The following is a 24,052-nucleotide window of genomic DNA, read 5'->3' as shown; positions in this document are numbered from 1 at the left end:
ACCACACCACTCTGCTGTCACAACCGGGGGTAGGGTCGGTAAGGTAACCCTAATAACAATTCGTGGGAGGATTACCTATGGCCCGACCCCGCACCACCCTCACGGTGCAGCACACCGAGTGGCTAAGCCCGCATCTGATTCGGGTCCACCTCGGTGGCCCCGGCTTCGCCACGTTCAAGACCGATGGATTCACCGATTCCTACGTCAAGTTCATCTTCGAGCGCGACGGGATCGAGGTGCTGCGCACCTACACCGTTCGCTCGGTCGATGCGGAAGCCGGCCGAATCGCGGCGGATTTCGTCTACCACGGCTCGGAGGGCATCGCGGGACCGTGGGCGGCGGCGGTCCAGCCCGGCGAGACCATCGACCTGTACGGCCCCGGCGGTGCCTACGCACCCCGCGCGGACGCCGACTGGCACCTGCTGGCCGGTGACGAGGCCGCGCTGCCCGCCATCGCGGCCGCGCTGGAGGCGATGGATTCGACAGCCGTCGGCTACGCGTTCATCGAGGTCGCCGGGCCGGACGACGAGCTGCCGCTGCACAAGCCCGAAGGCATCGAGCTGACCTGGCTGCACCGCGGCACCCAGCCGCCGGGAGAAGTTCTCGCGGCGAGCGTCCGCAACGCCCCCTGGCGGGACGGGCAGGTCCAGGTCTTCATCCACGGCGAGGCCAAGGCCGTCATGCACGACCTGCGCCGCTATGTGCGCCGGGAACGCGGCGTGAGTGCGGAATGGGCGTCGTCCATTTCCGGCTACTGGCGTCGCGGCCGGACGGAGGAAGGCTTCCGGGAGTGGAAGGCCGAGCTCAATAAGCAGGAGTCGGCCGCGGCCGCCAGCTGAGCGTTGACCGGACGGGGCGCCCGACTCGGGTGCCCCGTTTCGGGCGATCAGCGGTCTGCGCTCGGCCGGGTGGAGGTGCGCAGGACCGGGCGCGGCCGGAGCGAATGCGGAGGTACGCCTAGGCCCGTCCCGATGGCTCACCGAGCACGTGGTCGATCGCGGCGCGGGTCGCGACGACGTATGCCGTTGGGTCCGTGAGGAATACGTCGTGTGCGGCATCGATTTCGAGCACCGTCGCATCGAGCAACCTGGCCAATTCGCGCTGATCGCGGGGCGGCACCGCACCGTCGCGTGCCGTGACCACGACCGCCGTTGGCAGTCCGGCGAGCGTGGCCGCGTGCGGCCGGAAGTCGAAGGCGTACTCGGCGAGGATGACGTCGACGATCACCCGAGGATGGCACCGGCCGAGTTCGGCCCGCAGCCACGGCCACAGCCGCGCGACCTCCGGACTCTTGGCCCGCGCCTTACGAAAGTAGGACAGCGGCCACGACCGGCCGATCCCCCGGCCGTGCTGTGCGAACGGCCGCAGACCGCGGAACAACACCCGGCCGAAGACGTCCACCCGACTGTCGAACGCCATCGCGGTCGCCTCGAAAACCAGTCCGCGCACCCGATCCCGGTGCCGCCGAGCGAATTCCAGCCCGACCGGACCGCCGAGCGAATACCCGCACACCACCACCCGCTCGATGCCGAGGGCAGCCAGCACCGCGGCCGCGTCGTCGGCGCACTGTGCGATATCGAATCGCTCCCGCGAGCCCAGCGGCAGTCCACGGCCGTGGCCCCGCATGTCCATCGCGACGAGGCCATAGCCGTCGGCCACCGATGGCATCAGGTGGCCGAAGTTCACGTCGGCCGTCAGCGCCCAACCATGCAGCAGCAGAACAGGATTCGCACCGGGAGCGAACCGAACGTCGGCGATCGAGCCGTCGGGCAGCGCGACCGCCCGCCGCGGGGGCAGCGCGAACGGCGCGGCGACCGCGGCACCGCTTCGACGCTCACCATTTCGCGCACGGCCCGTCACCTGCTCGACGGTAGCCGATCAGTCGCGCCAGCCGCCGGAGGCGAGGATGTCGTCCCAGGTCAGCGGCGTCACCTCGGGGTGCCTGGCCCGGATGATTTCCCCGGCCAGGCTCGTCGGGGGCGCTTTCCTCGGGTTCGCCAGTCCCTGGGCTTCGATGGTGTCGGTGAGTACCCGACTGCCGCCGAGGCGGGGATAGCCGGCATGCACCGCGTCGGCGTAACCGGCCGGCAGGTCCGTCGGCCCGCCCGCGACATCGATGCCGATGCCCTCGACGGCGATCCAGGCCTCCGCGGGCCTGCGCCGACGATAGACCGGTGAATCGGTGAAGCCGGTGGTGTGCGCGGCGATCGCGTCCCAGATGGTGTCGGCCCGCGCGTCGGTGACGCCGTTGTCCTCGAGAAACCGCACCGCGTCGTCGGCCCCGTCTACCTCGAATCGCTGGTCACCGCCCGCGTTTTCGGCGAGGCCGAGGTCGTGCAGCACGCAAATCAGGTACATGGTCTCCTCGTCGTAGTCGGCACCCGGCCGCAACCCGTGCCGCTCGGCGACCGCGCGGCCGAACAAGTATCCGCGCACACTGTGGTTACGCAGGGCGGGTGACAGCGAGCGGTCCATCAGCTCGGTTGCCTTGTCCGCCAATGGCGTCGACGGCAGCGGCAGCGAAAACGGCTGGGCCGCCGCGGATGTCCGCGACAGCGCGGCAGCGGTTCCGGCGATTCCGGCACCGATCACGGCACGGCGAGATAACGACATGACTGAACTCCTTGGTGAACAGGGTGATCTCGATCGCGAGGTTCGCGATCGAGCGAGGGTTTCCGTCGTCTGGCGTCAGAGTGCGGAGGCGCGGAATCGCCCGCGATAGTCACTCGGGGTGGTGCCGAGCACCTCGACGAAGGTGCGGCGCATCGTCTCTTCGGAGCCGAAGCCGCTGTGCCTGGCGATGGCGGCCATCAATTCGTCGCTCGTCTCGAGCAGGGCCTGGGCGGCCTGCACCCGGACCTGTTTGACGTACTGCGCCGGTGTCATCCCGGTTTCCTGCCGGAACAACCTGCTCAAGTGCCGCTCGCTGAGCGCGGCGCGGGTCGCCATCGCGGCCAGGCTGTGGTCGGCCGCCAAGTCCTCGACCACGGAATCGACGACTTTGCGCAGGCCGCTGCTGCGTGGCATGCCGATACTGGCCCGCACGCTGAACTGCGATTGGCCGCCGGGGCGGCGGAGGAACACGACGAGATGTTTGGCCAGCGAGCGAGCCAGCTCGACGCCGTGATCCTCTTCCACCAGGGCGAGCGCCAAATCGATGCCCGCCGTGACACCCGCCGAGGTGATGACCGACCCGTCCCGCACACAGATCGCATCGGGATCGACGTCCACCTCCGGAAACTGTTGCGCCAGTAGATCACAGGCCAGCCAGTGCGTGGTCGCGCGGCGCCCGTCCAGCAGTCCGGCTTCGGCCAGCACCAACGCCCCGGTGCACACCGAGGCCACCCGCCGTGCACCAGGCGCGGCCGCCCGCACCGAGGCGACGAGGTCGGCCGGAATCGGATATTCCGGTGCGTATCCCGGGACGAGCAGGGTGTCGGCTGCTCCCGTCAGATCACCGACTGCCCCCGAAACCCCGAGCGGCACACCTACGTCGGTGCACACGTCGCTGCCGTCCGGCGAGGCGAACCGCACCCGATACCCGGCCCAGTGGAACACCTGAGCGGGCCCGGCAACGTCGAGCAGCAACACACCCTCGGACACCGCGACCACCACGTCACCACTCGACTCCATGCCCCCAGTCTCGGGCAGCGGCGAAATGTCCACAAGGACACGTATCCCACAAATCCAGCCATCCGCCCGCCGTATCGGGCGGTGAGCGCGGGGGTTGGGCTGCCTGGCGCCGAATCAGGCCGTCGATTCACGGTCGGTCAGGACCAGATCGTCGGCAGCTCGCCGCACCTCGGGCAGCCGACCAGGATCCGTGAGCAGGCCCGTCAAGGCGAACTCGACGATCTCCGCCGGGCTCACCGCGATTTCCGGTAGCGCGAGCGCGTCGAAGAGCGCTTGGATCAGACGGGCCCCGGAGACCGGATTCATCGCCCGCACATCGCCTTCCCGCTGGCCCGCCTCGACCATGGCGATGACGGTGCGATCTAGTTGCTCGACGAGCCCGAGTTCGGCCGCGAACCGCTCGCGCTGCAGTTCAGGCGTGGTGAGGATGGACGCGAGGACGTACGGCGAGTCATGGAGGTGTTCGAGGGATTCGCGTAGCCAGCGGTGCAGTTTGACTACGGCGGGCGCGGGGTGCCTCGCGAGTTCGTCGGCGAGGGCGAGCGGTCGTTGCAGGCCCAGTCGGACCAGCGCGGCGAGGATGTCGTCCTTGGCGGAGAAGTGCTTGTAGATCGCGGGTTGCCGGACACCGACGGCCGCTGCGATATCGCGGGTGGAGGTGGCCGAGTAGCCGCGTACTGCGATGAGCTCGGCGGCGGTGCGCAAGATGCGTTCGGCCGCCGGGCTCGATCGGGTGGTGTCCGCGGGCATGCGGTCCAGGCTAACGGCCGGTCGGTTCGGCACGGAGCAGGGCGTGCGCCAGGTTCCGATAAAAGGCGAGGACACCGGGTTGTTCCTTCGGGCTGAGGTGACCGCGTTGGGCGAATCGCGAGGCGGCGCCGCGCTGCACCGCTTCCAGCCCGAGCCGGTCCTCGTCGTTGATCATCGCCGTGACCGCCTGCTGGGTCCGCTGCACCGCCGCGGAGCCGGTGGCCAGTTCCGGGAGGGTGAGCGCGCCGCCGACGACCTCGACCCGGTCGATCGCCGTCGGCAGGAAGCTGAACCAGACGACCTGATCGCCGACCGCGATGAAGGCACTCGCCGGGAAGGCCAGCAGCAGCATGCCGTTGGCGCGCTGGATCTCGTTGAGCGCCAACACCTCCGGCCGCACCGGCACGGCGAACGGGATCCTGGCGTGCAACACCCACGGCGAGTACTGCTCGACGTGGAGGTCGCCGCCACCGGGCATGTACGGTTCCAGCGTCTCCCGGTGCAGCCCGATGACGTGATAGTTCTCGTGGCCGTTTTCCATCACGAGCTTCCAGTTCGCCCGCCATTCCAGCCGCCACGAGTCGACCTGCACCATCTCACTCAGCCGATAATTGGCGAAGTGGTGCGCGGTCAGCTCGAGATGGTCGCCGATCGGCTCGGCGTTCGCGTCGAGGTTGATCCAGACGAACCCGTTCCATTCCGCCAGCGCGAATTGCGGGAGCCTGCATTCCTTCTTCTCGAACTCGGTGTTACCGGCCATGTACGGGGCCCCACGTAACCGTCCGTCGAGGCCGTACTTCCACAGGTGGTACTGACAGGTGAACGAGTCGGTGCGGCCCGCGCCCGGTTCGACGAGGGGCATCAACCGGTGTCGGCAGATCGGCGACATGGCATGCAGCGCACCGTTACCCGCGCGCGTGACGACCACCGACTCCCCGGCGACGGACACCGCAACGTAGTCGCCGGTTTCCGCGAGCTGATCGACGTGCGCGACGAGCAGCCAGCTCCGGCCGAAGATCCGTTCCCGCTCCAGTTCCCACAGTTCCGGCGAGGTGTAGGCGGTCGGCGGCAGGCTGAGCGCGGGTGGCTCGTCATCGAGGTAGCCGCGCAGGTCGGCGAGCACCTCGCCGAGCCGTGGTGTGGCGAGGACGGACATAGTGAACCTCCCTGATCCCAGGTTATCGTCCGATAACCTGGGATCTAGGTTATCAACTGATAACCGTCCGTCAAGGCTATTGCCTGGGCGCGCGCAACGCTTCCTCCACGAACTGGGTCGTGTAGGTCTTGGACAGGTCGATGCGGTCGCGGACCGGCCGCACGTTCGTCGAGTACTTGCCGAGGATGTCCAGGACGTTCTGGGCGCCTTCGGGTTTCATCAGGCCGTCGCCGTTGAACATGCCGATCGAATCGCGGATGGACTGGATATAGAGGTCCTTCCCGCCACTGGCGTACTGCGAAGGCATCTTCGCCGCGATCTCCTCCGGCGTGTGCGTCTTGATCCACTGCAACGTCTGCACGAATGCCGCCGCGAGTTTGCGCACGGTATCCGGGTGGGCGTCGATGGTGGCGCAGCTCATGTACAGCGACGACGCCGGGTACAGCCCGCCCAGCGCGGCCCGGGTGCCCGCCTCGGTACGCATATCGACCAGAATCTCGGCCTCACCGGAGTTGACCATCTGCGCGACGGTCGGGTCGGTGGTCATCCCCGCGTCGATGCCGTTGTGATTCATACCCGCGATAAAGGTCTGTCCCGCACCGGCTTTCACCCGGGTGTAGTCCGCCGTGGTCATGCCTTGCTGCCCGGTGAGGGCCTGGGTGAGGAAGTCGGTCGACGAGCCGAACGAGGTGACGCCGAGGTTCTTGCCGCGCAGCCCCGCGGTGGAAGTGATCGTCGCCGCGTCCTGCTTGGACACCAGCTCGACCTCGCCCGGCACGTCCGCCAGCTGCACCACCGAGCGAATGCACTGATCCTTGGCCTGCAGGTCGATGGTGTGGTCGTAGAAACCGACCACACCCTGCACGTCGCCGGTGAGCAGCGCGGTCTCGGCATTGGCACCGGACTGCTCGCCGAGCAGCTTCACGTCGACATCGTTGCTGTCGAAGTAGCCGAGCTGCTTGGTGAGCATCGCGGGCAAGTAGATGACCTTCTCCAGTCCACCGACCATGATGGTGATCTGCGGACGCCCGTTCACGATCGGAATGTGCCGGGAATCCCGGCATCCGGTGGCCAGCAGCAGCGCCGCGACGGCAACGACGACGATCGTCACATGCTTGCGAAATCTCATGCTCAGATCCCGTGGCTCGAGGTCGCCTGCGACGGACGCCATTTCAGCAACCGGCTTTCCGCGTACCCGATCAGCCATTCGGCCAGCAGGGCGATCACCGTGATGATGATCATGCCCGCGTAGATGCCCGCCGAATCGAAGGTGCCCTGTGCGTTGCTGATCAGTAGGCCCAAACCCTTGCTCGCACCGGCGTATTCACCGACCACGGCTCCGATCAGGGCGAAGCCGAAGGCGGTGTGCAGGCTGGACAGGATCCAGGTGGTCGCGCTCGGCAGCACGATCGCGGTGAGCACCTGCCGCTTGCCTGCGCCGAGGATGCGCGCGTTATTGATGACGTTGCCGTCCACTTCGCGCGCACCGGTGAACGCGTTGAAGAACACCGCGAAGAACACCAGCACCACCACCGTCGCGACCTTCGAGCTGAGCCCGAGACCGAACCAGATGATGAACAGCGCCGCGAGCACGATGCGCGGAACCGCGTTGAGCGCCTTGATGAACGGCGCGAGCACATCGGCCCAGTACCGGCTGCGCCCCAACAGCACACCGAGTACCACACCGGCGACGGCGCCGATTACGAAGCCGAGCACCGCTTCCTGCACGGTGGTGTAGATCTGCAGCCAGATCGAACCGAATTGCGTTCCCTCGGAAAACCATTCGATCAGCCGCTGCCAGATCAGCGATGGCTTCGAGTAGAAGAACGGATCGATCCACAGCGTGGCGGTGAGCTCCCAGGAACCGAGCCACAGTGCCAGCAGGGCGATGCGCAGCCCCCAGGTGCGGGTGCGGGCGCGTCGGGCGTTGGTGCGTACTCGGGCGAGGATCTGCGCCTCGGACTCGCTCTCCGGCACCGGCGTTGCGGCGGGACTCTTTTCGAGGACGTCATGCGACACGGGCGGTTCCCTTGGCTCGAGCCGCCTCGACCTCGTCGCGCAGCGTTTCCCAGATCTCTTTGTAGATATCGCGGAACTCGGTGGTCAGCCGCACTTCTTCGACATTGCGTGGCCGCTCCAACGCGACGGGGAAGTTGCCGCACACCGTCGCCGGGCTCGCCGTCATCACGACTACCCGGTCGGCCAGCACGATCGCTTCTTCCAGGTCGTGCGTGACGAAGATGACCGCGGCGCCGGTGCCCGCCCACACGCGCAGCAGTTCGTCCTGCATGAGCTGGCGGGTCTGCACGTCGAGTGCGCTGAACGGTTCGTCCATCAACAGGATTTCGGGATCGTTGACCAGTGTCTGCGCCAGCGCGACCCGCTTGCGCATGCCGCCGGACAGCTGATGCGGGTAGTAGGTCTCGAACCCGGCCAGGCCGACCTTGTGCACCCAGATCGAAGCCTTCGCCCGCGCTTCGGATTTCGACTCGCCGCGCAGGCGTGGGCCGAGCGCGACGTTGTCCAGCACGCTCTTCCACGGCAGCACGGCGTCCTGCTGGAACATGTAGCCGATGCCGTCCGGGATGCCTGCGACGTCCTTGCCGCGCACCAGCGTTCGGCCCGCCGAGGCGGGCTCGAGCCCGGACACCAGGGACAGGGTGGTCGACTTGCCACAGCCGGTCGGGCCGACCACGGAGACGAATTCGCCGGGACGAACCGCAAGGTCGAGATTCTTGACGGCGGTGTGGATGCCGCCCCCGGTGCCGGGGAAACGCTTCGTTGCGCTCCGCAGCTCGATGAGTGGGTTGTTCATGTCTGGGAAAGTACGTGTCCCCGGTCACACCGCGGAGCTTGTGCGCACAAGCCGTGCAAAGTCTCGATTCGCTGGTTCTGCGCATTCTGCTCACGCGCTGGGGGTGGTCTATGCTGCGCCAATGGCCACTGAGGGCGCGCCGGCCGTGCGGTTGAGGACTCAAGTTCTGCTATTGCAGATCGTGGTGGTCACCCTGACCCTCGGCGTCGCCTTCGCGGTATTCGGCTACCTCAGCGATCAACGCCTGCGCGACGGATACGGGCAGCGAGCATTGGCGATCGCCCGTACGGTCGCGGTCGATCCGGCGGTGCGCGGCGAGGTGAGCCGGTACGCGCCCGGCGCGATCAGTGCCGACCCGGGAGTGCGTGAACAGCTTGCCACGGGACCGCTGGAACGGATCGCCGTCGACACGACGCGGCGGACCGGTGCGTTGTTCGTGGTGATCACCGACGATTCCGGGATCCGGCTGGCGCATCCGGACGCGGCACGACTCACCGAGCATGTGAGCACCGATCCCGCGGGCGCGCTGGCCGGTCGCGAGGTGATCGCCGAGGAGCACGGCACGCTCGGCGCTTCGGTGCGCGCGAAAGTGCCTGTGCTCGACCCTGATTCGGATCGAATCGTGGGCGCCGTCAGCGTCGGCATCGACACCGGCGCGGTACGCGATCAGCTGCTCGATGACCTGCGGACCGCAGGCCTGCTGGTCGGCGCCGCGCTGCTCGTCGGAATCGCCGGATCAATGCTGCTGGCCCGGCGGTGGCGCGGGCTGACACTCGGGCTCGAGCCCGCGGAGCTCGCCGAGCTCGTGCGCGGCCAGGCAGCGGTGTTGCACGGCATCGGTCGCGGTGTGCTCGCGGTCGATTCTTCTTGGCGGACAACCTTTGTCAACGACGAGGCGCGCAGGCTGCTCGGCATCGGCGCGGGCATCGGGCAGCCGGTGGACGAGATCGGGCTGACGCCAAGGGTGCTCGAGGTGTTCCGTGGTCTCGACGAGCAACCCGCGTCGGCCACGGTGGGTTCGCACATTGTCGTCGTCGCGGCGCGGCCCGTGCAGCGGGACGGCCGCGATCTCGGCGCGGTGCTCACCGTGCGCGACCGCACCGATGTGGAGGCCTTGACCCGGCAACTCGATGCGGTGCAATCGATGAGCACGGTGCTGCGCGCGCAGCGGCACGAATTCTCCAACAAGATGCACCTGATCAGCGGCCTGCTGCACGGTGGGCGCACCGAGGAGGCCGCGCGCTCGATCGACGAGATGATCGGGGCGGGCCCGCTCGGTCCCGCCGCGCCCGGTATCGACGCCATCCACGACGCCTACCTGCAGGCGTTCCTCGCGGCGAAGGCGGCACATGCGCGCGAGGGCGGCGTCGAGTTGGTCCTCGGCCCGAACACCTGGGTGGACGGCAGCCTCGCCGATCCCGTAGATGTGACGACCGTGCTGGGCAATCTGCTCGACAATGCGATCGAGGCCGTCCGCGCCTCCGACAATCCGGTGAAGCAGGTGGAAGTCGAACTGGTTCAGGAGGATTCGACGCTGCACATCACCGTGGCGGACAGTGGTGACGGTGTCGCGCCGGAGCTGATCGAAGTCTTGTTCACCGAAGGCACGTCCACCCGCGACAGCCGTGACGTACCCGGCGGGCGCGGTGTCGGACTGGCCTTGATCCGGCAGATCGCTCGCGCGCACGGTGGCGAGGTCCGGCTGGCCAGCCCACGCGGCGAGACCCCACCGCTGAGCGGTGCTGAATTCTTTGCCCGAATACCCGGAGTGCTCGTAGACAGCAAGGTGTCATGGCCGCAACCGATCTAAGCGTTCTCGTCGTCGACGACGACTTCCGTGTCGCCAACCTGCATGCCGGAATCGTCGACTCCATTGCGGGTTTCACCGTCGCGGGCACCGCCAACACCTTGACCGCCGCTCGCGAGGTGCTGGCCGCCGGCCCGGTCGACCTCGCCCTCGTCGACGTCTATCTCCCCGACGGCTCCGGCATCGACTTCGTCCGCGAATTACGCTGCGACGCCATGGTTCTGACCGCCTCCACGGACGGCAGCGCGGTACGCGCCGCCCTCGCCGCCGGCGCCCTCGCCTTCCTCGTCAAGCCCTTCCCGCACACCGAGCTCGCCGCACGCCTGGCCGCCTACGCCCGCTACCGCCGCATCCTCGCCACACCCCAGGTGGACAATGCCCGCGTCGACGCCGCCCTCCAAGCACTCCGGCCGACGAACACCGCCGCCAGCGGCCCGGCCACCGTGGCCTCCCCTACCAAAGACCTTGTCCTGCATTCGATCCTCGAAGCAGGTAGTCCGCTCTCCGCAGGCGAGGTGGCCACCGCCATCGGCATCTCCCGCGCCACCGCCCAGCGTTATCTGGCCAACCTCGTCGGCACCGGCACCCTCCGCATGCGCCTGCGCTACGGCAGCACCGGACGCCCCGAGCAGGAGTATTCGGCGGCTGTTGGTGAGGCGAAACCGGAGCGTTGAGCCGCTGTTTCACGGTCGGTAGACCGCGAAGTAGGTCGCGGACGCGGCCTGGCGACCCTGCGCCGATCGCGTCAGGAGTGCGTCTGCGCCGGGAAGCGTCGCGCCCAAGGCTCGTGTTCCACGCCCGCGATGTTGATCACTGTGCTGAGCAGGCGGTACCAGCCCGCGATAGTGATCAGTTCGAGGATCTGATCATCGGCATAGCGGTCGCGCAGCGCCGACCAGCGATCGTCGGAAACGCTTGCGGTGTCATGGATTTCATCATCATGGTGCTGCTGGATTTGCTGGGCAGACGGTGGGCGCTGCGGGTGCTGTGGGAGTTGCGTGACGGACGCGCGGTGACATTCCGCGAGTTGCAGGCGCTGTGTGGCGGCGTCTCGGCCAGCGTGCTCAACGATCGACTGCGGGAACTGCGCGACGCACGGGTCGCCGCCGCGGAACCGGATGGCTACCAGCTCACCGCCGACGGCCTCGACCTCGTCGCGACACTTGCGCCGCTACAGGTCTGGGTACAGCGCTGGACCGATGGCCCGGAACCCTCAGCAGGACGACGTGACCGACGCTCGCTACTTCGGCGGTGTGCCGATCATCTGCACTTTCTGTCCCGCCCAATGGAATTGGACGCGCGTGACGGTACCGTCCGGGCAGGCGTTGCAGCTGCCCGGCGTCTTGTAGGCCAGGCCGACCGTGTCGTCGGTGGTGCTGTCGACATCCAGCGAGGTGAACCCGTGCGCTTCGGGTGTCGCGGTGCCGATGTAGGCGCCTTTGTGAAACAGCAAGGCGTGGTTCGGCGAGCTGCCGGTCGCCCCCTGGACCGTGATGATCGCGGTCGACAAGGTGGCACACGGATCGAAATTGCCTTCGAACCCGCGCGGGTCGGTGGACCACGGGGCGTGCGTGACCGGTTCGTTGGGCAGCGTCGCGATGGCGGACTGGATCACCGGAGCCGAAAGATCGACGCCGCATCGAGCGGGCACGCTCGACGTCGTCGAAGCGGCGTCGCGGGCGTGGGTCGCCGATCCGCCATCGCCGTCGGAGGCACACCCGGCGGCCGCTAGCGCGATTCCGGCGAGCACAACGAGCACAGGTCGAGCCATCCGCGCCACGAAAGATCCTTTTCAGGTCTGCCGACAGATTCGATCCAGCGCTATCCAGTCTCGCCTATGCGGTTGACGCTGTCGACGGCGCATTGGCCACCGACAGGTATTCGATGACCTGATGCAGGTCCGGATACAGCCGGTGGGCGAGCCGCCGGGACTCCTCGGTCGGCTGCACCAAATCGGGAACTAGGATGCAGCGCAGCCCAGCGGCGCACGCGGCGCGCAGGCCGTTGGTCGAGTCTTCCAGCGCGAGTGTGGTTTCCACGTCGCCGCCGAGCGCGCCCATCGCCTTGAGGTACGGCTCCGGGTCGGGCTTGCCCTTGGTCACGTCCTGGCGGGTCACCACCACGTCGAACCGGTCGGCGATGCCGGCCAGCTGCAAATGGTGGTCGGCGCGTTCCCGGGACGACGAGGTGGCGATCGCCTTCGGCACGCCATGCTCCTCCAGTGCGTCCAGCAGGGCGACCGCACCGGGCTTGGTCTCCAGCCTGCCGCCGTCGACGAGCTGACGCAGGTGGATCTCGTGCAGGTCGAAGTACTCCTCCAGCGGGAACCCGCGGCCGTAGGCGGCGGCAGCGAGGGTGCGACACCGGTCGGCGGGCACGCCGATCATGGTGCGACAGAACTCGATCGGCATCTCATAGCCGAGCTCGGCGCCCGCACTGACCAACGACTCCATGGCCAGGCTCTCCGAGTCGATGAGCAACCCGTCCATATCGAACACTACTGCGCGAACCGGACTTTCGGTCTTCACCCATTGCTCCCTTCCCGAAGCGGCGCCAGCCTGCGCCGGACCGCGGCATCGACACCGTCGCGGGTCAGCTCGGCCAGGGCGTCACCGACCTGCCGTTGCACCTTCTCCCGCTCGGGTAGCGTGCCGAAAATATCGGTGCGCTGCAAGAACGCCTGCGCACAGTGGTGCGGGTCGGCGTCGACCAGCACCGCGAGCGAGTCTTCCCGCGGATCGATCAGTTCCATCACCGCGCCGGGCTCGTGGCTCGCGGTGAACCACCGGATCCACGCGGCGATCAGCAAGGACGCGCCCGGGGTTGGCCTGCCTGCTTCGATGTTGTCCCGCAGGGCATCGACGACCCTCGGCATCATCTTGTCCGATCCATTGCGGCCGATTCGCGTCATGTCCTGGGCGATGGCCGGGTTGCGGAAACGGCGCATCAGGTCGTCGACCGTCCGGTGCAATTCGGGGGTCGGCAGTGCCAGCGTCGGCCCCTGCTCGTCCAGCATGAACTGCCTGGCCAACGCCGCGAGGGCCGGGTTCGACGTGGCCTCGGCGATAGTCGAATAGCCGGCGACGCCGCCGAGATAGGCCAGCAACATGTGCGTGCCGTTGAGCAGCCGCAGCTTCGCCAGCTCGTAATCCTTGACGTTGGAGACGAATTGGGCGCCACCGAGTTCCCACTGCGGCCTTTCGCCATCGAAATCCTCGATCGTCCAGGTCATGAACGGTTCGGCCGATACCGGTGCGCGATCCTCGATGCCGCCGAGCCAATTGCGGGCCACCGCGGCGTCGGTGGGCGCGGTGGGCTGCACGATGCGGTCGACCACGCTGTTGGGGAACTGCACGTGCCGCGCGATCCACTCGGCGAGATGATCGTCGCGCAGCAGCGCGAAATCGATGACGGCGCGACGCAGCGTGCTGCCGTTCGCGCACAGGTTGTCGCAGCTGATGATCACCGGCGGAGTGCTGCCGCGCCGCCGGACCAGTTCCAAGCCCTGTGCCAGCATCCCGATCGGGGTGACCGGCCTGGTCGGGTTACGGATGTCGTGACGGACGCCGGGGCAATCCGCCTCCAGCCGCCCGGTGACCGGCGATACGCAGTAGCCGCTGGCGGTGACGGTGAGCGTGACGATCTTGACGTTCGGGTCGGCGATGCGCCGCGGCACCCCGATCAGGTCTGTCGGCGCGTGTACGGCCTCGGTGATCGAACCGACCACCTCCACCCGCGCCTGCCCGTCCTCGTGCAGCAGCGTGGTGTACAGGTGATCCTGGGCGCGCAGCGCGTCGACGACCGTCGGACGGTTGATCGCGACGGCGGTGATCCCCCAGCGGGGGTCGCCGGTCTCGTTCATCGCGTGCTGGGTGGCCAGGGCCTGGTGTGCCCGGTGGAAGGAACCGCAGCCGAGGTGCAGGATCCCGGCGGTCAAGCTGCGCGGGGCGAATCCTGGCCTGGCGACCGTGGCGGGAAGTCGGGTGAGCATGTCCGTGGACAGACGCGGAACCACATGCCCGGGTATCCGGGTAATCGTTTCGGTTCGGGTTTTCTTCGCCGTAATCAGCGGCACACGCATGTGCGGCCTCCGTTTGGGTATGCGAGAAGTGGGCGATATAGAACGCCGTATCACCATTGACTAAGCGACGTTTCACTACGGTAGATGAGTGTGCCCAGTATTTCGACAGCTAACCGTGACGCGCGCAACTGAAGGCACGTTGACCCAGGTCACTGCCCGTATTGTAAATGTTCCGTAAAGCACCACTTCAGAGTGCGCGAATGCGGGCAAACAATCGGACATTTACCCCGCACAAATACATTGCGGTGACGCTTGTCACGCACTCCGATTTCCGTTTTGCCCGTTAGGAAACAGTTCTAAGATTACTCTCAGATTTGCCAGCTAATTGCTGATTTATCACAGGAGAATACGGCGTAAACCAGCAGTCCGGAGGCCCCTCTCGTGACGAGAAGCACTGCGGCGCAGTGTTATTTCCGAATGGAAGCTTCTGCACCTCGGCAACGCGCTGTGGCCACGAAGGATCGCTGCCGTAAGCACGACCGGGTTGCCTCACTGTTGCGGAAGTCCCTCGGTGAGGCCGGTCAGGTACCTCTCGCACCCGAACTCGCCGCACCGACCCATGGCCCGTGACCCGGCTCGCGCGCTGCCCGTCGGGTAGCCCAGAGCACGAGCGAACAGGCAAGCACACCGAACACAACGTTCGAGGCCAGATCGACAACCACCGATCCTCCGCTCTCCGGCCGAGTCGGGAACGAGACCCACACGTAGGTCAGCGTCGCCCCCACCGCCAGGGCACAGGTATGTGCCTCGGTCCACCCGGCGCGCTGGGTCCACCGCAGCACCAGGCACACACCGATCGCGACGAGAAAGAACCAGACCGCGACCCCGACCCATTCGTACCAATTGGCCACGATGAGCGTGCTCGGGCCCCAATAGGCGCTTGTCACGGCAAAGGAGACAAGTCCGACCAGCAACGGTGCCGGTGGATCTCCCGCAGTGCGCTCCCGGCGCGCGGGCACCGCCACAAAAGCAGCAACGACGAGCACCACCATGACGGCAACAACCGCCGCGATCTGTCCCGGCGCGGCAATGAAGTGCTCGACGCTGTAGTTGCCCGCGAACACCAGCGTCGCACCGAGCACGAACAGCACCGCGGTCACTATGAGGCCGGTTCGCCCGAGCCACGGCCGGTCTCGACTGGATACCGCGATGGCTTCGACCAACGCGATCGGCACGCAAACGCTCCAGACGGTGTGCAAGGCCAGAACCGCTTGGGTCAGTTCGACACTCATACCGATCGCCGGAATGAAGCTCGGTCCGTGCAGCAGATCATGACCCGCGTACGAGTCGTTCCACAGCAGTTGATCGACCGGCCCCTCCTCGAACAACGCGTACGCCGCGGCGAGCAACACCATCGTCGGCCAGCCACGCCACCGCCTGCCCACCTCGCGCACCAGCAGCGCACCGCAGCCGTACATCGGGGCGAGCAGCAGGCCGACCGGCAACTCGGCAAGGGTCATATTGCCGAGCAGGAACTCCCCGATAAACGGCGCCACCAGCAACAGACCCAGGACCGGGCCCCACTGAGTCGTCCTGCCCCGCATGCACCGCACGCTAGTCAGCGACAGGCAAGCGAGCACGACCCGAATTCCTGGGACGATCCGTTAGCGTCGAGGAATGCCAACTCTCGAGGTCGCTGTTGTCGGGTACGGGTTGGCGGGGTCGGTGTTCCACGCTCCGCTGATCGCCGCCGAACCGCGAATGCGGGTGGCGGCGGTGGTCACGTCGTCGGCCGAACGGGCGGCGCAGGCCGAACGGGAACACCCCGGCGTACGGGTCGTCGCCACCGCCGACGAGCTGTTCGCGAATCCCGCCGGGATCGACCTCGTGGTCATCGCGACGCCGAACCGCACCCACGCGCCGTTGGCCAGGCAGGCATTGACGGCGGGCTTGCCGGTGGTGGTCGACAAGCCGTTCGCGGTGACGGTCGCCGAGGCCGAAGAGCTGGTCGAACGGGCCGAGCAAGCCGGTGTGGCGCTGACCGTCTTCCAGAACCGGCGCTGGGATGGCGACTTCCTGACCGTGCGCACGCTCGCCGAAGCGGGTCGGCTCGGGCAGGTGCTGCGCTTCGAGTCCCGGTTCGAGCGCTGGCGTCCGGTGCCGAAGGGCGGCTGGCGGGAGATGGGCGATGCGGCCGACGGTGCGGGGCTGCTCTTCGACCTCGGCAGTCATCTCATCGATCAGGCGCTGACCCTGTTCGGCCCGGTGAAATCGGTGTACTGCGAACTGGATCGGCGACGCGAGGGCATTCAGACCGACGACGACGCCTTCGTCGCGCTCACCCACACCTCCGGCGTGCGCTCCCACCTGTGGATGAGTGCCGTTGCGCCGCAACTCGGTCCGCGATTCCGGGTGCTCGGTTCCCAGGCCGGATACGTCACCTACGGCCTCGATCCGCAGGAGAGTGCGTTGCGCTCCGGTCGCCGCCCCGATGACGGCGAGCCTTGGGGCACAGTCGAACCCGAACACTGGGGCGTATTCGGCGCCGAGCCCGCCGTCGAACCCGTGCCCACCATCGCCGGCGACTATCCCGCCTTCTACGCCGCGCTGGCCACCGCCCTGCTCGACGGCGGTGCGGTTCCGGTCGACCCGCGCGACGCCGTCGCCACGCTGCGCCTACTGGAAGCCGCTCGCCGATCGGCCGCCGCGGGCGAGGTCGTCGCCGGGGTGAAGCGACGGCAACGTTAAGACCAGCTCAATCCTCGGCATTCGGACTGGCCTCACCCGCCGTAGATCGTTAACGTCGACACCCGGTGTCGGCTGCGGGTAGGCCGACCGTTTGGTTGAGAGGAGATCCGAATGGGTTCAACGATTTTCGCGGTGTTCCTACCGCTGGCCCTGGCCCTGGTGATGTTCGGGCTCGGATTGACCTTGGCCATCGATGATTTCGCCAGGGTGCTGCGGTATCCGAAGGCGGCGGTGATCGCGCTGCTCTGCCAGATGGTGCTGTTGCCCGTGGTCTGCCTCGGTCTGATCTATCTGTTCCGGCTCCAAGGGGCGCTCGCGGTCGGCATGCTGTTGCTCGCCGCGTCGCCGGGCGGGCCGTCGGCGAATTTGTTCAGCCACATCGCGGGCGGCAACGTCGCGCTGAACATCAGCCTGACCGCGATCAACTCGGTGCTCGCCGTGTTCACCATGCCGCTGATCGTCGCGTTCGCGTTCAGCCGGTTCATGGATGGTGACGGGTCGTTCGGACTGCGGCCGGACAAGTTCGCGCAGGTATTCGCGATCGTGCTGATCCCGGTCGCCATCGGCATGTGGGTGCACCACCGGTTCACCGGATGGGCCGAACGGATGCGCGGCAACGTCAAGATCCTCTCCATCGTTGTGCTCGCGCTGGTGGTGCTCGCGGCGGTGGTGAAGAACTTCGACACACTGACCGAGAACATCGGCAAGCTCGCCTCGCTCAGCCTGCTGTTCGCCGTGATCAGCCTGGCCGTCGGCTATTTCGTGCCACGACTGTTCCAGGTCGACGCCGATCAGGCGATCGCCTCGGCGATGGAGATCGGCATCCACAACGGCGCGATCGCCATCGCCATCGCGGGGTCGGTGCTGCACAACGGCGCGATGGCTGTCCCAGGCGCGGTCTATGGGGTACTCATGAACATCCCCGCTGCCATCGCGGCCTTTCTGCTCGCGCGCTACGTCCGGCACGACCGCCCGGCACCCGTGCCCAGCTCAGCCGTCCAGTGAAACAGCGCGGCGGCCAATTGAAACGGGACAACTGAACCAGACACCGCGTCGAGCGGTAGGTACCCTTTCGATGTTCGACATTGGAAGGGAACCAGCATCGCGATGCGACCGCTCGGCGCAGAAGATCCCACGCGGATCGGCGACTACCGGTTACTCGGCGTGCTCGGTGCGGGAGGCATGGGCCGGGTGTATCTGGGGCGCAATGCCGGTGGCCGCACCGTCGCGGTCAAGGTGATCCGGCCGGACCTGATCGGCGACACCGAATTCCGGGTGCGGTTCCGCCGCGAGGTCAGCGCCGCGCGGCGGGTCGGCGGGCAGTTCACCGCGCCGGTTCTCGACGCCGATGCCGACGCTGACCCGCCTTGGCTGGCGACGGGATACGTGGCCGGGTTCTCCCTCGCCGAAGCGGTCGAGGCGTACGGCCCGTTCACCGAGAACTCGCTGCTGGTACTCGCGCACGGGCTGGCCGAGGCCTTGGTCGCTGTGCATGCCGCGGGTCTGGTGCACCGCGACCTCAAACCCTCCAACGTGCTGCTCGCCCTCGACGGCCCCAAGGTGATCGACTTCGGCATCGCCCGCGCGCTGGACGACAGCAAGCTCACCACCACCGGAAAGGTCATCGGCTCACCGGGATTCATGTGTCCCGAACAGGTGACCGGCGATCCGGTCGGCCCGGCGAGCGATGTGTTCGCGCTCGGCGGCGTGCTCGCGTTCGCGGCCACCGGGCGGGGTCCGTTCGGTGTGGGTGAGATGGTGCAGTTGCTGTGGCGCGTGGTGTACGAGGAGCCGCGGCTCGATGATGTGCCGCATCGGCTACGACCGCTCATCGCGGCCTGCCTCACCAAAGACCCTGCCGCCCGGCCGAGCCCGGAACGGCTCATCACCGACCTGACCGTCCTCGGGATCCCGGAGCGCGGCGGCTGGCTGCCCGGGCCCGCGCTCGAGGAGGTCAGCAGGCGCGCGGTGCAGTTGCTCGATCTGGACTCCGGGCCCCTCGACGTGCCCGGCGCCATCGGACGGCCGGTCACGGACCCGGCGCGGACCGCCGAGACGATCGCGGGGCCGAATGCGCGCATCGCGACGAGCCTGCCGGGGTCTACCGCTCCAGCGACCGTGCAGCAGGACGTTGCGCCGCGATCGTGGCACGGCGCCCCCGACACCGCACACCCATCTCCGCGCCCGCCCGGGCACCTGTATTCCCATGGGCCGCACAATGGCTCGTACGCCACGCCCGACGCACACCGGTCAGCACATCCCGCACAGCAACCCGCCCGGCGACCGACCCGCCGCCGCGCCGCGCTGATCGCCGGTGCACTAGCGCTGTGCATCGCGGTCGCGGTCGCCGCCTTCGTGATCACCACAAAGGTCACCGGCGACTCCGGCGGTTCCACCGCGCGACCCGACGCGCCGGCCAGCGATTCGACCACGGAACTGCCGAACGAGTTCGTCGGCGAATGGAAGGGCGTCGCCGAAGACAAACTCGGCAGCTACGACATCGTGTTGGTGCTGCATTCGGGAGCAGTCGGCCAGCAGGTCGGCAGTTCATCGAACACGGGGAACGTAGTGGGGGTGAAATGTGGACGGTTGGAGACTCTGACGGCAGCGGCACCAACAGAAATCGCTTTGACCGCACAGTTGGCCGAGGACGGCGGGCTATGCAACGACGACGGAGCGATATCACAATTGCAGCTACAGCCGGACAGCACTATCGCTTACCGAACTCGGGGCGTCGGTGGGGACATGACCGGAATCCTGACCCAGACAAACTAGCGCTTCTGATACCCTTCAGCCAGTTGATCTTTCGTCCGTACCCGGGCCGGTAACAGAGCGGCCACCTCGGGCAACGGATGACGTAAGAAGGGGGCTTCGAATCCAATGAACAAGCGTCTGATGCGCACCAGCCTGTCCGCCTGTGCGACGGGAATACTGACACTTTCCGCCCTCGTCCTTGGGTCCGCTACCGCTGTTTCGGCAACGCTGGACGAGTACTGCCTAGCTGGCGGCGGCTCGGTGGTAACCAGGGCGAATCCACCGAGCGGCACTGTCACCATCTGCGTAGGCGGAGAGCTGGACGGGACGGTGCTCAGAGTTAACCGCTGACTCCGATAACCCCTCGCCGAGTGCCGTGCAGCGCACTCGGCGCCTCGGTGTCATGGCAGACTGCGATTCATGGAGGATGCTTCAGGCAGCATGTCGGCCCCGACAATCACCTGCGCGGGACGCGTGCGATCCCAGCCCGAGACGCATCAGCGCGCGGGACGACTAGCGGCCGCGCTCGTTGCGGCGGGAGTGCGGCGCGGTGATCGCGTCGCGATAATGCTCCGTAACGACATCGAGTTCCTCGAGGTGTCCCTGGCTATCGCTTCCTGCGGAGCCAATCCGGTGCCGATCAATACGCGGTGGCAAGCGCCCGAGGTCGCGCACGTGCTCAGCGACTGCGGTGCGCGGCTGGTCGTCGCGCACACCGAATTCGTCGAGACCGTCGAACAGGCTGTCCCGCAGCGCGATACGACTGTTCTCGAGGTCGCGATGCCCGCGGAAATGCTGGCCGAGGCGGGGCTCGACGCGACGCTGGCCGAGCCGACCGGCAGGCACCCCACGCTCGAACAGTGGATCGATGCGCAGGCCGATCCGCTCGGCTTCGTCGAAGGCGCGATCGTCGATTCGATGGGGTTGATCTACACCTCCGGCACCACGGGGCGGCCCAAAGGGGTACTGCGGGAGCGCATTACGCCACACCAGCTGTTGTCGATCGCGGGTGGCTCGGCCCGGCGGTTGGGGCTGACGCCGGGCGGGCAGGCGTTGCTGGCCGGTCCGCTCTATCACGCCAGCCCGAACGTGGTCGCGGTGCTCGCGTTGCGGGTGGGCACGAACATCACCATAATGCCGCGCTGGGACGCCGAGCGGTTCCTGCGCCACGTCCACGAGCGCCGCGTCACGCAGGCCAAGGTCGTGCCCACCATGCTGTCGCGGTTGCTGTCGCTGCCCGAAGAGGTGCGCGCCCGCTACGACGTTTCCAGCCTCACCCACCTGATCCACTCCTCGGCGCCGTGCCCGCCCGCCGTCAAGCGGGCGGCCATCGACTGGTTCGGCGATGCGCTGATCGAGTTCTACGGCTGCACCGAAGCGGGCACCATCACCTGGATCACCGCCTCGGAGTGGCTGGCGCACCCGGGCAGCGTCGGCCGCCCGGTCGACGGCTCCGGCGCGATCATCGTCGACGATGCTGGACAGCCACTCCCGGCAGGTGAGATCGGCCGGGTGTTCGTCCGCGGCGCCGACTACTGGCCGCGATTCAGTTATCTCAACAAGGCGGGCGAATCGGACAGTCCGGTACCGGGATTCATCACCGTCGGTGACCGCGGCTACCTCGACGACGACGGATTCCTCTACCTCACCGGACGGTCCAGCGAGATCATCATCTCCGGCGGGGTGAACATCTACCCCGCCGAGATCGAGAACGCGATCATGGCCATGGACGGCGTCGAGGACGTCGCGGTCTTCGGCATCCCGCACGCAGGCGATCTCGGGGAAGCCGTTGCCGCCCATGTCGTTCCCCGCCCCGGCGCCGCGCTGACCGAGGCGTCGATCCGCGCGGGCCTGGCCGGACAACTCGCCTCCTACAAGGTGCCGAGCGTGCTGCGCATCGTGTCCGAACTCCCCCGCGACGATTCCGGAAAGATCTACAAACGTCAGCTGCGCGCGGAGGCGGCAGCCGCCGATTGAGACCGACTCCGTCCACCTGTACCCGTTAGAGTGCGGCGGTGGACAGAGCCGAATGGGTCGAGCGTGGCACCTCCATCGTCGACCGCTTGACGACAACCCAAACCCAGCCGCCGTGGTGGTTGGTGGCCGGCGCCGGGATAGCGGCGCTCGTACTGGTCGGCTACTCGCCGCTCTGGCGATACACCCGCAATATCGTCACCATCGCGCACGAGGGCGGGCACGCGCTGGTCGCGCTGCTCACCGGGCGCAGGCTCAATAGCATCCGATTGCATTCGGACACTTCGGGTCTCACCGTGTCGAGCGGAAAGCCCTATGGCCTCGGCATGATTCTCACGACAATGGCGGGCTATCCCGCGCCGCCGCTGCTCGGACTCGGCTTCGCCGCGCTGCTCGGCGCGAGCCGGATCACGCTGATGCTGTGGACCGCCATCGCGCTGCTGGCCGCGGTGCTCGTCATGACGCGCAACATCTACGGCATGCTGACCGTCTTCGCGGTCGGCGCGACCGTCTTCGCGGTCTCCTGGTTCGGCACCGACACCTTGCAGGCGGGCTTCGCCTATCTCGGCGCCTGGTTCCTGCTGCTCGCCGGCGCCCGCCCGGTCATCGAATTGCAGCGCGGCCGCGCCCGCCAACTACGCAGCCGGTACCAGCAGGACGTCGCCTCCGACGCCGACCAACTCGCCCGCCTCACCCACCTCCCCGGCCTGCTGTGGGTGGGCTTGTTCGGTGTCGTCGCGGTGGGTTCGCTGCTCCTCGGCGCGGGTCTGTTGATCTCCGATATCGAGGGGGTCTGCCTACCGCTCGGCTCCGACGCGTCCTGCGCCACAGGCCAATAGATGGAGCAGCCCATGAGCAGCCATATCCGCATCACCCTCGTCGCTGCCCTGATTCTCGGTTGCGCCACCCTGTTCGGCGCGGGCCCGGCGACCGCCGCGTCGGTCGACACCGCGTGCGGCACGCCGTTGACGCGGGCCGAGGTCGCCACGATCGTCACACTGTCGGACACCAGCACACTCACCGGCTCGTCGCTGGAACGGCTGGAACAAGCCGTCGAACAGCATCGTCAGCTCACCCGGATCCTGGTCGACCATCGGGATCTGCGCGGCGTCTTCGCGCTCGGCCTCGACGCCGTCGAACGGGCCGCTGTCATGCCATTACAGCGCGACCCGGCGGCGTTCGCCGACCCCGAGTGGGCTCATCGGATCAGCCTCGAATTGCTGTCCCGGTTCCTGCGCAACGTGCACGCCGAATTCACCGGCGGACCTACCGAACCGCAGTGGACCCACTATTTCGACCTCACCCGCCGTTGCGACCTGTCGCCCGCCCGCGTCGCGATGGCCGGATACAACGCTCACCTGTCCGTCGATCTCTCCTACTCGGTGGCCGCAGTTGACGGCACCGTCGCGAACGCGCCCGACTACTTCAAGATCGTCGATGCGATCGCGCAGCGGGCCGACTTGATCATCGAGTCGACCAAGGCGATCTATCAAGGCGACCTCGGACCGCTGTGGCGGTTCTACTTCGTCGGGGAAGGCCTCGACCTCCTGTTCGGTCAAGGTGTGGCGACGCCGCAACTGCTGCGCCTCGCCGATCTCGGCGCCAACGTGGTGATCTTCGGCAACGGCCTCGCGCTGCGCGATCCGGCCCTGGCACCGGCCGCCCGCGCCGAGATCGACGCACTGTGGCGCAGCGCCGACGTCGCCTTCGAGGTGCTGTCGCGGCTCGGTGGGCTCTAGATGTTTAGCTTTCCGGATTCGCGGCACGCCTACTCCTGGGACGAATGATGGAAGGAGTTGTCGGCACATGCCGGAGAAGCTGAATGGGACGCGCGTACTGATCATCACCTCGAACACGGGTGTGGAGCGCGACGAGCTGCTGGTTCCGTTGAACGAGCTCAAGGACAAGGGCGCCGAGGTGGTGCACGCGGCGCCCGACACCGAGCAGGTGCAGACGTTCCAGCACGACACCGACAAGGACGTGGCGGTGCGGCCGGACGCGTCGCTCGAGGACGTGAAAGTCGACGACTATGACGTGCTGGTGGTGCCAGGTGGCACGGTGAACGCGGACAAGCTGCGCGTGGAAGATCGCGCGCTGGAACTGGCCAAGGGATTCGCCGCGGCGGGCAAGCCGATCGCCGCGATCTGCCACGGACCGTGGTTGCTGGTCGAGGCGGAACTCACGCCGTCGAAGACGTTGACGTCATACTTCTCGCTGCGCACCGATGTGAGCAACGCGGGCGGCAAGTGGGTCGACGAGTCGGTGGTGCGTTCGACGGAGAACGGTTGGACGCTGATCACCTCACGCAATCCCGGTGATTTGGCGGATTTCTGTGGGGCGATCGCCGAGGAACTCGTCGCGGCGTCGTAGATCCGCGGGCGCACGCCGACGTTT

General features: G+C 67.3%; 22 protein-coding genes and 1 pseudogene. 11 read left to right on the top strand and 12 right to left on the bottom strand.

Annotated features, from left to right (window positions below; all coding sequences use genetic code 11):
* Positions 1-77 precede the first annotated feature (77 nt).
* Entirely contained in the window at positions 78-839 is a 762-nt protein-coding gene (locus tag KV110_RS18705) for a siderophore-interacting protein (protein WP_218477607.1), read from the top strand.
* 118 nt (positions 840-957) lie between these two features.
* Here KV110_RS18705 and KV110_RS18700 read toward each other — a convergent pair whose 3' ends face one another.
* From KV110_RS18700 to KV110_RS18665, 8 genes are all read right to left on the bottom strand, one after another.
* On the bottom strand, positions 958-1,860 hold the full coding sequence (locus KV110_RS18700) for an alpha/beta fold hydrolase (protein ID WP_218477605.1): 903 nt from the start codon (positions 1,858-1,860) through the stop codon (positions 958-960).
* An 18-nt stretch (positions 1,861-1,878) separates the two neighbouring features.
* Complete coding sequence (locus KV110_RS18695) at positions 1,879-2,613, bottom strand: HD domain-containing protein (RefSeq protein ID WP_218477604.1); 735 nt, start codon at positions 2,611-2,613, stop codon at positions 1,879-1,881.
* A gap of 75 nt (positions 2,614-2,688) precedes the next feature.
* Positions 2,689-3,633, bottom strand: a complete 945-nt coding sequence (locus tag KV110_RS18690) for a GlxA family transcriptional regulator (RefSeq protein WP_218477602.1) — start codon at positions 3,631-3,633, stop codon at positions 2,689-2,691.
* Between the two features lie 114 nt (positions 3,634-3,747).
* The gene (locus tag KV110_RS18685) at positions 3,748-4,383 is read right to left on the bottom strand and encodes a TetR/AcrR family transcriptional regulator (RefSeq protein WP_218477600.1); all 636 of its coding nucleotides are present in this window, start codon (positions 4,381-4,383) and stop codon (positions 3,748-3,750) included.
* Between the two features lie 10 nt (positions 4,384-4,393).
* On the bottom strand, positions 4,394-5,539 hold the full coding sequence (locus KV110_RS18680) for an aromatic ring-hydroxylating oxygenase subunit alpha (RefSeq protein ID WP_218477598.1): 1,146 nt from the start codon (positions 5,537-5,539) through the stop codon (positions 4,394-4,396).
* A 76-nt stretch (positions 5,540-5,615) separates the two neighbouring features.
* Positions 5,616-6,668, bottom strand: coding sequence for an ABC transporter substrate-binding protein (locus tag KV110_RS18675; RefSeq protein ID WP_246634625.1), 1,053 nt, complete (start codon positions 6,666-6,668; stop codon positions 5,616-5,618).
* Between the two features lie 2 nt (positions 6,669-6,670).
* Positions 6,671-7,558 (bottom strand): ABC transporter permease, encoded by an 888-nt coding sequence (locus tag KV110_RS18670; RefSeq protein WP_218477596.1) that lies wholly within the window; start codon positions 7,556-7,558, stop codon positions 6,671-6,673.
* A complete protein-coding gene (locus KV110_RS18665) occupies positions 7,548-8,354 on the bottom strand; it encodes an ABC transporter ATP-binding protein (protein WP_218477593.1) in 807 nt (268 codons plus the stop codon). The genes KV110_RS18670 and KV110_RS18665 overlap by 11 nt, the downstream gene beginning before the upstream one ends.
* A 121-nt stretch (positions 8,355-8,475) precedes the next feature.
* Here KV110_RS18665 and KV110_RS18660 point away from each other — a divergent pair, with 121 nt between their 5' ends.
* The 3 genes and pseudogenes from KV110_RS18660 to KV110_RS18650 all read left to right on the top strand — a co-directional run.
* Complete coding sequence (locus KV110_RS18660) at positions 8,476-10,164, top strand: ATP-binding protein (RefSeq protein ID WP_218477591.1); 1,689 nt, start codon at positions 8,476-8,478, stop codon at positions 10,162-10,164.
* Positions 10,146-10,835 (top strand): response regulator transcription factor, encoded by a 690-nt coding sequence (locus KV110_RS18655; protein WP_218477588.1) that lies wholly within the window; start codon positions 10,146-10,148, stop codon positions 10,833-10,835. The genes KV110_RS18660 and KV110_RS18655 overlap by 19 nt, the downstream gene beginning before the upstream one ends.
* Positions 10,836-11,086: 251 nt before the next feature.
* Positions 11,087-11,350 (top strand): annotated as a pseudogene (locus KV110_RS18650) (winged helix-turn-helix transcriptional regulator); the annotation flags it as partial.
* 51 nt (positions 11,351-11,401) lie between these two features.
* On the opposite strand, the gene KV110_RS18645 reads toward KV110_RS18650, so the two are convergent.
* From KV110_RS18645 to KV110_RS18630, 4 genes are all read right to left on the bottom strand, one after another.
* Positions 11,402-11,932, bottom strand: coding sequence for an LppP/LprE family lipoprotein (locus KV110_RS18645; protein WP_218477587.1), 531 nt, complete (start codon positions 11,930-11,932; stop codon positions 11,402-11,404).
* Between the two features lie 64 nt (positions 11,933-11,996).
* Entirely contained in the window at positions 11,997-12,689 is a 693-nt protein-coding gene (locus KV110_RS18640; RefSeq protein WP_218477586.1) for an HAD family hydrolase, read from the bottom strand.
* Complete coding sequence (locus KV110_RS18635) at positions 12,686-14,242, bottom strand: mannitol dehydrogenase family protein (RefSeq protein ID WP_218477585.1); 1,557 nt, start codon at positions 14,240-14,242, stop codon at positions 12,686-12,688. Before KV110_RS18635 ends, KV110_RS18640 begins: the two co-directional genes overlap by 4 nt.
* 521 nt (positions 14,243-14,763) lie before the next feature.
* Positions 14,764-15,786, bottom strand: a complete 1,023-nt coding sequence (locus KV110_RS18630) for a hypothetical protein (protein ID WP_218477584.1) — start codon at positions 15,784-15,786, stop codon at positions 14,764-14,766.
* Positions 15,787-15,859: 73 nt separating this feature from the next.
* On the opposite strand from KV110_RS18630, the gene KV110_RS18625 reads away from it, so the two are divergent.
* From KV110_RS18625 to KV110_RS18595, 7 genes are all read left to right on the top strand, one after another.
* Positions 15,860-16,930, top strand: a complete 1,071-nt coding sequence (locus KV110_RS18625) for a Gfo/Idh/MocA family protein (protein WP_218477583.1) — start codon at positions 15,860-15,862, stop codon at positions 16,928-16,930.
* Between the two features lie 111 nt (positions 16,931-17,041).
* Positions 17,042-17,935, top strand: a complete 894-nt coding sequence (locus KV110_RS18620; RefSeq protein WP_218477582.1) for a bile acid:sodium symporter family protein — start codon at positions 17,042-17,044, stop codon at positions 17,933-17,935.
* A gap of 102 nt (positions 17,936-18,037) precedes the next feature.
* Positions 18,038-19,705, top strand: a complete 1,668-nt coding sequence (locus KV110_RS18615) for a serine/threonine-protein kinase (RefSeq protein WP_218477581.1) — start codon at positions 18,038-18,040, stop codon at positions 19,703-19,705.
* A gap of 399 nt (positions 19,706-20,104) precedes the next feature.
* Entirely contained in the window at positions 20,105-21,661 is a 1,557-nt protein-coding gene (locus KV110_RS18610; protein ID WP_246634624.1) for an AMP-binding protein, read from the top strand.
* Between the two features lie 38 nt (positions 21,662-21,699).
* Complete coding sequence (locus tag KV110_RS18605) at positions 21,700-22,497, top strand: M50 family metallopeptidase (RefSeq protein ID WP_218477579.1); 798 nt, start codon at positions 21,700-21,702, stop codon at positions 22,495-22,497.
* 12 nt (positions 22,498-22,509) lie between these two features.
* Positions 22,510-23,397 (top strand): DUF5995 family protein, encoded by an 888-nt coding sequence (locus KV110_RS18600; RefSeq protein ID WP_218477577.1) that lies wholly within the window; start codon positions 22,510-22,512, stop codon positions 23,395-23,397.
* 67 nt (positions 23,398-23,464) lie between these two features.
* Complete coding sequence (locus KV110_RS18595; RefSeq protein ID WP_218477576.1) at positions 23,465-24,028, top strand: type 1 glutamine amidotransferase domain-containing protein; 564 nt, start codon at positions 23,465-23,467, stop codon at positions 24,026-24,028.
* The last annotated feature ends 24 nt before the right edge of the window (positions 24,029-24,052 follow it).

It is taken from the genome of Nocardia iowensis, assembly GCF_019222765.1.
GTDB classification, from domain to species: Bacteria; Actinomycetota; Actinomycetes; order Mycobacteriales; family Mycobacteriaceae; genus Nocardia; species Nocardia iowensis.
The sequence above is the reverse complement of the archived record's forward strand: the minus strand, read 5'-3'. Positions and strand labels throughout refer to the sequence as shown.